Source organism: Phenylobacterium sp. (assembly GCF_031412415.1).
In the GTDB taxonomy this organism is placed as follows: domain Bacteria; phylum Pseudomonadota; class Alphaproteobacteria; order Caulobacterales; family Caulobacteraceae; genus Phenylobacterium.
In genome coordinates this window covers 1-11,731 of record NZ_JANOCX010000328.1, presented here as the reverse complement: position 1 = coordinate 11,731, position 11,731 = coordinate 1, and the positions used below count along the sequence as shown (strand labels likewise).

Genomic DNA, 11,731 nt, shown 5'->3' with positions numbered 1-11,731 from the left:
TGAGCCTGGACTGGACCTTCGAGGAGGTTCGCTGGTGGTCCCATTGGCTGAAGGGCGAGGCGACCGGGATCATGGCCGAGCCCATGCTGCGCGCCTTCATGCCCTACGCCACGTGGCCGGAAACCCGTCCGGCGGAGATCCCGGGGCGTTGGGTGGCCGAGCGGACCTGGCCCTCGACATCCATCGCGCCGTGGTCTCTCCATCTCACCGGGAGCAAGCTCACGCCCCGGCCGGGAACCGCCAAGGTCGTGACCTTCGTCGGCGACAAGGTGGTGGGCCTGACCAAGCCCGAATGGATCGACAGGCCGCCGATCGAACAGTCGCTGGACGATGCCCGCGCCCTGACCTTCGACGGCGATGTGTTGGAAGACGACCTGGAGATCCTGGGCTATCCCATTGCTCGGATCCGGGTGGCCGCCGATCGACCGGTGGCGAAGATCGCCGTGCGGGTCAACGAGGTGACGCCGGACGGCAAGTCCTGGCTGGTGGCCTACGGGCTGCTCAACCTGACCCACCGCAAGTCGCACAGCGATCCCGAGCCTATGGTCCCCGGCGTGTTCCAGAACGTCGAGGTCCCGATGCTTATGGTCGGCCATAGGTTTCGGCGCGGCAGCCGCGTTCGCGTGGCGATCTCCGAGAACCTGTGGCCCTTGGCCTGGCCTTCGCCGGAGGTGGTCACCCTGTCTCTGGCGCTCGAAGCCTGCCGTCTTGACCTGCCGGTTCGGCCTATCGAGGCGACGCCCGCGCCGTTTCCCATCCCCGTGCGTCACGCGCCGATCCCCGATCCGCCGCCGCCCGTCCCGAAGGTCGATACCGCCCCTGTCGCGCCCGGGCTCTACAGGATCGAGCTCGCCAGTCCGCCCAGGCCCGCCACCCTTCCCGAGATCGGCACCACGGTGTTGCGAGGTCGCCGGGAGGTCGTCGAACTGACCGAGGGTCAGCCCAACAGCGGTCGCTGGCGTCAGGAGGCGTCCAGTTCCTGGGTGCGGGGGGATTGGAACTGCGCGCTGTCGGCTGTCATCGAACTCACGTCCACGACGACCGCGTTCCACCTCTCGGAGTCGCTGACGGCGACGAAGGACGGGGCCGTGGTGTTCGAGCGCAGGACCGACAGCCAGATCCCGCGTCGGTTGGTCTAGAAAGGGTCCCGCCCTGGCGCGGCGGGACTTGATGGTCTTCAGGCGACGGCGTTCTCATATGGCGCCATGTTGTCGCGGCATCACTTCGGGGGGAATGAGTGGGCGATACCGAACACGACGACAAGGCGACGATCGCGGCGACCCCCGACCAGGTCGGCATCCGCGAGCGCGCCGCGTGGCTGGGCCGCAACGTCATCCCGCACGAGCCTGCGCTGCGGAACTGGCTGCGTCGTCGGCCCGTGGAGGGGCTCGACGTCGACGACATCGTCCAGGAGGTCTATGCCCGCCTCGTGGCGCTCCCTTCGGTTGACCACGTCGAGAACCCCAAGACCTATGCGTTTCAAGTCGCTTCCTCCGTGATGATCAATCACATCCGCCGCCGTAAGGTCGTGGCCATCGACTCGGTGGCGAGCTTCGAGCATCTGGATTTCGCCGATGACGCGGCCTCGCCCGAACAGGTGGTGGCCAATCGCGACGAATTGCGGCGGCTGGACAGCCTGTTGGCGTCGCTGCCCTCCAGGGTGGCCCAGGTCTTCCGGCTGCGGCGAATCGAGGGTCTGTCGCAGCGCGAGGTGGCCCAGCGGCTCGGACTCGCCGAGAGCACGGTGGAAAAGCATATGGCGCGAGGCGCCCTGCTCGTGGCCGAACGGTTCAAAACTGGCGGAATTCCGCAACCTGCCGCGTCTAAACCCATGATCCGGAGGTTCTTCCGCTAATCATGGTCCGAGAGACAGCTGACGACATCGACGAATCCGCCGCGAGCTGGGCGGCGCGGGCCGACCGTGGCCTGTCGTCCGCCGAGACCGCGGAACTGGAGGCGTGGCTGGCCGGCGACGTGCGCCGTCGGGGCGCCTTTGCGCGCATGACCTGGGCGCTGATGAGCACCGAGCCAGCCGAGGCGGCGTGCGACGTCGCGCGCATTCCGAGCCGTATGACCCGTCGAGGCTGGCTGACTGGGGCGGGCGCCGTCGCCGCGAGCCTGGCGGCGGTCGGCGTGTACCTGGGGTCCACTCGACCCGTCTCCTACGCCACTCGAAAGGGTGAGCAAAAGGTGGTCAGCCTGGACGACGGCTCGGTGATCACGCTGAACACCAACACCCGCCTCCAGGTCCGCTACACCCGTAACCACCGCCAGATCCACCTGTTGGAGGGCGAGGCCTTGTTCGACGTGGCGAAGGATCGCCAACGCCCGTTCGTCGTGACCGCCCGCAACGCCGACGTCCGCGCGGTGGGCACCAGCTTCACCGTCTCGAACGTCAGCAACGCCCCCGTCGAGGTGCTGGTGCGCGAAGGGATCGTCGAGGTCACGCGGGCCGACCAGCCACAACAGCTGGCCGCGCGAGTCACCGCTAGCAGCCGCGCCATCCTGAGCCGCGACACCGGCGCCGTCGCCGTGGCCCATGTGGACGAGGTGGAACTGGGGTCCGGCCTGGCCTGGACCGATGGCCGGATCATTTTCCGCGGTGAAACCCTGGCGGCCGCGGCGGCGCAGTTCGGACGGTACAGCGACGTCGGCATCGTGGTGGTCGATCCGGCGTTGGGGGCCGAGCGGGTGGCCGGCGTCTTCAACGCCACCGATCCGGTGGGTTTCGCCAAGTCGGTGGCCCTCAGCCTGGACGCCAAGGTGGAAATTCGAGCCGACCTGGTGCGCCTGACCCGTTGAGCGCCGCACGCGCCCAGGGCGTGCCGCGAACAAGTTCGCGGCCAAGCTTATTGATTGTCCGCCCAGGCTTGCGGCATGGCTCTAGTCGCATGGATGGGGCCAGTGGGCAGTGGGGTTTGCGGGGCGGAATCGCGTTGGCCCTGATGCTTGGCTTGCCGGCCGCGGCCCTCGCCCAGACCCGGACGTTCAATATCCCGTCCCAAGACGCCGCGCGCGCCATCGTGGCCTTCGCGCTCCAGGCCGACGTCCAGATCACGGCGCCGGTCTCCCGGCTCGACGGAGCGCGCACGCCCGCCGTGCGGGGCGCGATGGACGTGCGCGTCGCTCTGAACAGGCTGCTCGAAGGTACGAATCTCGTGGTGGCGCGCGACGATGGGCGGACGATCACCCTGCAATTCGCCGCGAACACCAACGCGGCGTCCGTGGCCCCCGTCCTGCCCGTCAGCGAGGTGGTGGTCACCGGCACGCGGGTCGGGACAGACCCGCCCCAGTCTTCCTCCGCGGTCAGTTCCCGCAGCGGCCGGGCGCTGACGATCTCCGGCAAGAGCAACGTGCAGCAGATCCTGGGCGAGGCCGGTGCGCTGGTGGGCTCCGGAGCCGACGATGAGCGCAGCACCGGGGAAAGCGCGCTCAACCTTCGAAACCTGGGTCAGAATCGCACCCTGACCCTGGTGGACAATCGACGCTTCGTGGGTGGCTTCGGCGGCTCAACCGCCGTGGACGTCAACGCCTTGCCGTTAGCCCTAATCGAGCGGGTGGACATCCTGACCGGCGGCGCCTCGGCCATCTATGGCGCCGATGCGGTGACCGGGGTCGTCAACTTCATCCTGAAGAAGAACTTCGAGGGCCTGGCGCTCGACGCCCAGTACGGCGACGCCGAGCGGGGCGACTTCCGCGATCAGGTCTACGCCATCACCGTGGGTCGCAATATCGACGGCGGACGGGGCAACCTCACGGTGAACCACACCTTTGGAGAGCGGCCGAACGTGCCGGCGTCGGCGAGGCGCGCGGCCACGCTGGACATCTACGAGCAGGTCAACAACCCGAACGGTCCGTCACCGCGGTTCGTCCTGATGCAGGGGACGCGGGAGGCCTTCTTCACCGAGGGCGGCGGCGTGATCGACCCGAGGGGCGTGCTCTCGCCGGGCGGCTTCAAGGGCGACGGCTCGCCCTTCGTCCACGGTCGAAACGTGGGCGGGTTCGCCGGCGCGACCGAGATCGGCGGCGATGGGGCTCGCAGCTACACCCTCTTCAACGACGACATTCGGCCGGGCGTCCAGCGGCACATCCTGACGCTGCTGGCGCACTACGACGTCGACCCGCGGTTCCGACCCTATGTCGACCTGCACTTGTCGCGGGTGCGCAACACCTCGACAAACCAGCCGACCCAATTGGTCAACCAGCCGGTCGCCCGCGACAACGCCTTCCTGCCGGCCAACGTGGCGGCGCTCGCGCCCAGCACCGGCACGATCATCAACCGATGGGACTATGACGGTGGTCTGCGCGATCTGCGCCTGACAAAGCGGACGAACCGCGCCGTCCTCGGCGCGAAGGGCGATCTGGGTCCACACCTGCAATACGACCTGTCGTTCAATCACGGCGAGATGAGCAGTCGGGCCTCGGCCAGCAACGCGCGGCTCTACGACCGCTACCTGGCCGCCATCGACTCGGTGGTCGATCCCGCGAGCGGCCGGATCGTCTGCCGCAGCGACATCGACCCCGCCAGTTTCACGCGGCTGCGCACCGACGCCCTGGCCGTGGCGTTCAATCCGGCCCTGGGTCCCGCCAGTTTCACGGCCGGGCCAGGCAGCGGCTGCGTGCCCTACAACCCCTTCACCACCGACAGCAGCGTCAACACCCAGGCGCTGGCCTGGATCTACCAGCCCACGGTGGATCGCGTCCGCAACAGCCAGACGGTGGTGTCTGGCTATCTCGCCGGCGACACCGCCGGCCTATTCGAGGCGCCGGGCGGGCCCGCACGGCTGGTGGTCGGCGCCGAGCATCGCCGGGAGCAATCCGAGGCCGACTTCGACCCCTTCACCGGATCCAGCCGCAACATCACCCGCATCAACAGCGTCGACTTCGAGGGAGCCTACGACGTCTCGGAGTTGTTCGGCGAGGTCTCCGTGCCGCTGCTAAAGGACGTCGGGCCGGTGCGTACGCTCGTCGTCGACGGCGCCTTCCGGTACTCCGACTACTCCACCATCGGCGCCACGCGGACCTGGAAGGTCGGCGGCGTGCTGGCCGCCGGCGCAGGTCTGCGGTTCCGTGGCGCGCTGTCGAAGGCGGCGCGGGCGCCGACCGTGGGGGAACTGTTCACACCGATGGTCAACACCGTGACCACGTTGGGCATCAACGACCCCTGCGCCACGGCCAACGTTGGCTTGGGCACGGCGAACCGGCGGCCGAACTGCGAGACCGCCCTGCGCGACCTGGGCGTGAGCCCGTCCGCCTTCAATCCGCTGCTGGGCAGTTTCTTTCCGACCAGTCTCAGCGGCAACCCGGCGCTTCAGGAGGAGACGGCCCGGACGACCACCTATGGCGTCACCTGGGAGCCGGCGTTCGCGCCTGGACTGTCGCTGAGCGTCGATCGCTACCACATCGAGATCAGCGACGCGGTGATCACGCCCACGACTGGGGCGGTGTTCAACGCCTGCTACGACGCGGCCTCGCTGGACAACATCTTCTGCGCCCTTCTGCGGCGGGAGCCAGGCACCGGCCGCGCCAGTTTCGTGCAGATCAACGCCGTCAACGTGGCGAAGGTCTATACGGCGGGCTGGGAACTGGCGGGCTCATACTCGGTGCAGACCGACAGTCTCGGAGATCTTAGCGTCGCCGCCTCGGCCAGCTATCTCCAGCGCCTGGAGCTGCAGAAGACGCCGCTGCCGGTGCTGACCGACGACCGCGGTCGCTTCGACACCGACACCGGCGGGTCGTCGCCCACCTGGGTGGCCAGCCTCGACTTCGGCTGGACCGGCGGGTGGTGGGATCTGAACTACCGGATGAACTACAGCAGCCGCACGCTGCGCAATCCGCTCACCAACGTCCAGCGCGCCACGGCGTACGAGGTGATCGATACCCCGTATGTGAAGGCCTACATCAACCACGACCTCCAGCTGGGCTATCGCCTGCGCGACGCCGGCCGCGTCTATGCCGGCGTGCGCAACCTGACCGACGAGCAACCCGACAAATATCAGGGGTCCCTAAACGCCGCGTCGGGCCGCCAGGGGTATGCCGGTCGCACCTACTATCTGGGCTTCAGCATCAAGCTGGACGACGCCTGGAACTGATCGACGGCGGAGGATTTCGCGCGTGGTGTGAAGAATCTGCGACGACGATTGGCGGATCGGCGTGCGCTCGCCTGTCTGAACCTCTGTGAGCCCTCGAAGGCTCAGGGGGATAAGCAAAATGACGAACAGAACGCATAAGGCGGCCTTGGTCTGCAGCGCGGCGGTCTTGGCCATCGGTTTCGCGACCCAGGCGCTCGCGCAAGAGGCCGACATCGCGGAGGTCGTGGTCACCGGCACCCGCGTGCGGACGCCGAACCTCGAGTCGCCGGCGCCGATCACCACGCTCAGCGAACAGGCCCTGGCCTATACCGGCAAGACCAACGTCCAGCAGATGGTGGCCGAAGTCGGCGCCCTGGTCGGCACCAACGGCGATGACCAGCGCAGCACCGGCGAAAGCGCCCTGAACCTCCGCAATCTCGGTCAGAACCGCACCCTGACGCTGGTCGACGGCCGTCGCTTCGTCGGCGGTTTCGGCGGCAATAGCGCGGTCGACCTCAACGTGATCCCCGCCGCGCTGATCGAGCGCGTGGACGTGCTGACCGGCGGCGCCTCGGCCGTGTACGGCGCCGATGCGGTCACCGGCGTCGTGAACTTCATCCTCAAGAAGGATTTCGAGGGCCTCGCCTTCGACGGCCAGTTCGGCAACGCCGAGAAGGGCGACTACCGCGACCAAGCCTATTCGCTGACCCTCGGCCGCAACTTCCACGACGGCGCGGGCAACGTCACCGTCAACTACACTTTCGGGGAGCGGCCCAACGTACCCTTCTCGGCGCGGAAGCGGGCCTATGACCTGTACGAGCGGGTCAACAATCCCAATGGCTCCAGCCCGCGCTTCGTGCTGCTGAACAACACCCGCGACGGCTTCTTCGCCAACGGCGGCGCCCTGATCGATCCGGGCCGCACGTTCTCCGCCGGCGGCTTCAACGGTAACGGCACGCCTTTCGTCCACGGCCAGAACGTCGGCGGCTACGCCGGCGCGACCGAGATCGGCGGCGACGGTCCGCCCACTTACACCCTGTTCGCCGACGACCTTCGCCCCAGCAACGAACGCCACATCGTCTCGGTGCTGGCCCACTACGATGTGAGCGACAAGTTCAAGCCCTACGTCGACCTGCATCTATCCGACATTCGCACGGAGTCGCTCTCGCAGCAGTCGCAGCTGGTGTTCCAGCCGATCGCCTCGGACACCGCCTTCATCCCAGCCAACGTCCGCGCCGCGGCCGGCGTTCGGCCGATCCTCTTCAACCGCTGGGACTATGACGGCGGGGTGCGCGACCAACGGATCGAAAAGCGCACGGTTCGCGTCGTCGTGGGCGCCAAGGGTGAGCTGACAGAGCACCTGCAGTACGACGTATCGGCCAACTATGGCGAGGTCCGCCGGCGGGCCTACATTGCCAACAACCGGCTCTACGACCGCTTCCTCGCGGCGACGGACGCCGTGATCGATCCCGCGACCGGCCGCGCCGTGTGCCGCAGCGACCTGGATCCGTCCAGCTTCAACCGGCTCCGGACCGACGCCCTGGCCGTTGCGTTCAACCCCGCGCTGGGCCCGGTGAGCTTCACCGCCGGTCGCAACAGCGGCTGCACGCCCTACAACCCCTTCACGACCGACAGCGCCTCGCAGGCGCAAGCCGTGGCCTGGATCTACCAGCCGACGGTGGACTATGTCCGCAACACGCAAACGGTGCTGTCGGGCTTCGTGACCGCCGACACCGGCGGCCTATTCGAGCTGCCGGGCGGCGCTATCAGCCTCGTGGCCGGCGCCGAGTACCGCAAGGAAGAGTCTGATATCGACTTCGGGCCGTTCAGCGGTTCGCCGCGCAAGATCGCCCACCTGAACGGCATCGACGCGAGCGGCAAGTACGACGCTAAAGAGCTGTTTGGCGAGATTTCGGTCCCCTTGCTGAAAGACTATGGACCGTTCATCCGCGAGCTGACGGTCGACGGCGCCTACCGCTATTCCGACTACTCCACGATCGGCAGGACCAGCACCTGGAAGGTCGGCGGCGTCTTCTCCACGGCGCTGGGGCTGAAGCTGCGCGGCACCTATTCGAAGGCGGCGCGCGCGCCGACGATCGGCGAGCTGTTCACGCCCCTGGCCAACGGCACGTCGGCGTTGGGCAGCAACGACCCATGCTCGACCAGCAATGTCTCACTGGGCACCAGCACGCGTCGCGCCAACTGCGAAACCGCGTTGCGGGCGCTGGGCGTCAACCCGGCGACGTTCAACCCGCTGCTCGGAACGTTCTTCCTCTCGCAGACGGGCGGCAACGTGAACCTGAAGGAGGAGACCGCCAAGACGTTGACCGTCGGCGGCGTCTGGCAGCCCGAGTTCATCCCGGGCCTGTCGCTCAGTGTCGACTACTATGACATCGAGCTCAGCGACGCGGTGATCCGGCCGACCGCCAACTCGATCTTCAACGCCTGCTACGACGCGCCCACGCTGGACAATCAGTTCTGCTCGCTGCTGCGGCGCGACGGCGCCACCGGCTTCGCCAGCCTGGTGCAGATCAGCGACGTCAACGTCGCGAAGATTTTCACCGAGGGCTATGAGTTCAGCGGCAGCTACAGCCTGCCGACGGACTTCGGCCGCTTCACGCTGAGCGGCAACGCCAGCTACCTGAAGCGCCTGGAGCTGCAGAAAACGCCGGCCCCGCTGCTGACCGACGATCGCGGCCTCTACGACACCGACACCGGCGGATCCTCGCCCAAGTGGGTCGGCAACGTCGACCTCTCCTGGTCGCACGGAAACTGGGACGCGAACTACGGCTTCAACTACAGCGGCCGAACGCTGCGCAACGGCATCACCAACATCCAGCGGCCCACCGTCGACACCTTCATCGACGAGCCATACATCAAGGCGTTCGTGAACCACGACGCGCAGGTCGGCTACAAGGTCAAGGAAGACAGTCGCATCTACGCCGGCGTCCGCAACCTGACCAACGAGTACCCGGACAAGGTTCAGGGCTCGCTCAACGGGCTCCTCGGGCGCCATGGCTACGCCGGGCGGACCTACTACGTCGGCGTGAACCTGCGTTTCGCCGACCTCTGGAACTGAGGCGGTCCGGGCGGCGCGGACCCTGACGCGCCGCCCGATTTCGCCTGACCATCGCATCGCTCTCTGGAGACGACCATGACGCGTCTTTCACTGCTCGCCGGGGCCGCGCTTTCGCTGTGCGCCGGGGCCGCGTGCGCCGCACCTCTGGCGCTGACCAACGTCACGATCATCGACGCAACCGGCCGCCCGCCGATTGAGAACGGCGTGATCGTCATGGACAACGGCCGCATCACCGCGGTCGGCAAGAAAGCCGAGGTCTCCGTTCCGCGCGGCGCCAAGGTGATCGACAAGACCGGCAAATACGTCATCCCGGGCCTCATGGACGCCAACGTCCACCTGTACCTAAACCTCGACGTGGACTCGATGCTGCGCTTCCGCGGCCGCTATTCGGACGTGATCGTCGAGGGGGCCCAGCTGGCCTTGAAGACGGGCCAGACCACCGTCTTCGACACCTGGGGGCCCTATCCGGACCTGAAGGCGGCTCGCGACCAGATCAACAGCGGCAAGACTCCGGGCGCCCGGATCTTCTTCGCCGGCAACATCATCGGCTTTGACGGCCCCGCCTCTGCGGACTTCAGCGAGAAGATGCAGACGGTCCTGCACAAGGACACGATCGACTATCTCAACAAGCGCTGGACCCAGGGCACGGATCGCGCCCTGCTGTGGGACACGTCCGAGGAGGTGGGCAAGAAGGTCGCGGCCTACGCCAAGCTGGACGTCGATTTTCTGAAGTACGCCGCCAACGGCCACAAGGACATGGGCTTCGCCTACATGTCTCAGCGCTCGCAGGACGCGGTGGTCAAGGCCGGCCATGACGCGGGCAAGACGGTGCAGTCCCACGTCCATTCGGTGGAAGGCATCGAGTCATCGCTCGACGCCGGCGTCGATATCCTGACGCACTGCGACATCACTCCGGAGCGGATCATTCCGCCGGAGCTGCTGCGGAAGATGGCGCAGAAGGGCGTCTATTGCTCGGTCTTGCCAACGACCAAGGCGCACCAGGACACCCTGTCCAAGCGCGCGCTGCACTATCAGAGCCAGTCGATGATCAACATCCGCAACATGGTCGACGCCGGCGTCTCGATCATGCTGTCCACCGACTCCGGGATCACCCACCCCCTGCCGATGGGCGAGCCGCAATTGCGGGTCGACAGCCGGACGACGCTGGGGGAGGGCCACTTCGCCGCCCTCCAGGGGCTGGAAGAGATCAACGTCGACCCGATGACGGCGCTGCAGACCGCGACGATCAACGTCGCCCGCGGCTACAAGCTCGACAAGGACTTCGGGACGCTGGAGCGCGGCAAGTACGCCGACATGGTGGTCCTGGACGCGGACCCCTTGGCCTGGGCCGGCAACTACCGGGCGATCAACATGGTCATCAAGTCGGGCGAGGTCGTCGACCTCGCGAAGCTGCCCACCGCGCCTCTGATCTCCAACCAGAAAATCATGCCCCACGAATGACGCGCGCCCACGCCGCCTCCAAGCACAGCTCGACGGAGCCCTCATGACGCGACAACTTCTGCTCTGCGCCGCCGCGTTCTCCCTGATCGCCGGGGCGGCCGGCGCGGCGCCGCTGGCCCTGACCAAGGTCACTATCATCGACGCCACTGGACGCGCCCCGATCGTGGACGGCGTGGTCGTCATGGACAATGGCCGGATCACCGCGATCGGCCCGGCCGCCAGCGTGGCCATCCCCAGGGGCGCGCGCGTGCTGGAGAAACCCGGGAAGTATGTGATCCCGGGCCTGATGGACGCGAACCTCCACCTTCACCTCAACCTGGACGTCGACACCCTGCTGCGCTTCCGCGGCCGCTACGCCGACGTGGTGGTGGAGGCCGCGCAGCTGGCGCTGAAGAGCGGCCAGACCACGGTGTTCGACACCTGGGGTCCGTATCCCGACCTACGGGCGGCGCGGTCGCGCATAAACAGCGGCAAGGACGTGGGCGCGCGAATCTACTTCGCCGGCAACATCATCGGCTTCGACGGCCCAGTCTCGGAAGACTTCCGCGACGAGTACAAGAGCATCCTTCGGGCCGATACGATCAACTACCTGAACCGCCGCTGGACCCAGGGCACGGGCCGGGAGCTGCTGTGGGACACCGCCGACGAGGTCGGCAAGCGGATCACCGTCTACGCCGCCAAGGACGTGGACTTTCTCAAATACGCCTCGAACGGCCACAAGGATTATTCCTTCATGGCCTTCTCGCAGGGGGCGCAGAACGCCATCGTCAAGGCCGGCCACGGGGCGGGCAAGACCGTGCAGGCGCACGTCCACTCGCTCGAGGGGATCCAGGCGGCCGTGGACGCCGGCGTCGACATCCTCACCCATTGCGACATCACGCCCGAGCGCACGATCACGCCGGCGATCATCCAGGAGATGGTGGCCAAGAAGGTCTCGTGCTCGGCCCTGCCGGTGACCAAGGCCTATCAGGAGAGCCAGTCCAAGAAGCTGGAGCCAATCTACGCCAACTCGCGGATCAACATCAAAAACCTGATCGACGCCGGTGTGAACGTCATGCTTTCCACCGACGCTGGCATCCAGCACCCGCTGCCCGCCAAGACCCCTGAGAAGCCGGAAGTC

7 protein-coding genes are annotated in these 11,731 nt (G+C 67.1%); all 7 read left to right on the top strand.

All coding sequences use genetic code 11. The features are described 5' to 3' along the window. Positions 1-1,139, top strand: a 1,139-nt coding sequence (locus tag RMO04_RS16000) for a CocE/NonD family hydrolase C-terminal non-catalytic domain-containing protein (RefSeq protein ID WP_309645769.1), incomplete at its 5' end; no start/stop codon positions are given. A 98-nt stretch (positions 1,140-1,237) separates the two neighbouring features. After that, positions 1,238-1,855, top strand: a complete 618-nt coding sequence (locus RMO04_RS15995; RefSeq protein WP_309645768.1) for an RNA polymerase sigma factor — start codon at positions 1,238-1,240, stop codon at positions 1,853-1,855. Positions 1,856-1,857: 2 nt separating this feature from the next. Continuing rightward, positions 1,858-2,802 carry a FecR domain-containing protein gene (locus RMO04_RS15990; protein ID WP_309645767.1) on the top strand — a complete coding sequence of 315 codons (945 nt, stop codon included), beginning with the start codon at positions 1,858-1,860 and terminating at the stop codon, positions 2,800-2,802. 143 nt (positions 2,803-2,945) lie between these two features. Then, positions 2,946-6,092, top strand: a complete 3,147-nt coding sequence (locus RMO04_RS15985; protein WP_309645770.1) for a TonB-dependent receptor — start codon at positions 2,946-2,948, stop codon at positions 6,090-6,092. Between the two features lie 118 nt (positions 6,093-6,210). Continuing rightward, entirely contained in the window at positions 6,211-9,150 is a 2,940-nt protein-coding gene (locus RMO04_RS15980) for a TonB-dependent receptor domain-containing protein (protein WP_309645766.1), read from the top strand. Between the two features lie 75 nt (positions 9,151-9,225). Further along, positions 9,226-10,611: an amidohydrolase family protein gene (locus RMO04_RS15975; RefSeq protein ID WP_309645765.1), complete on the top strand. Its 1,386-nt coding sequence runs from the start codon at positions 9,226-9,228 to the stop codon at positions 10,609-10,611. Between the two features lie 43 nt (positions 10,612-10,654). Then, positions 10,655-11,731: amidohydrolase family protein (locus RMO04_RS15970; protein WP_309645764.1), on the top strand; the 1,077-nt coding region annotated here is incomplete at its 3' end.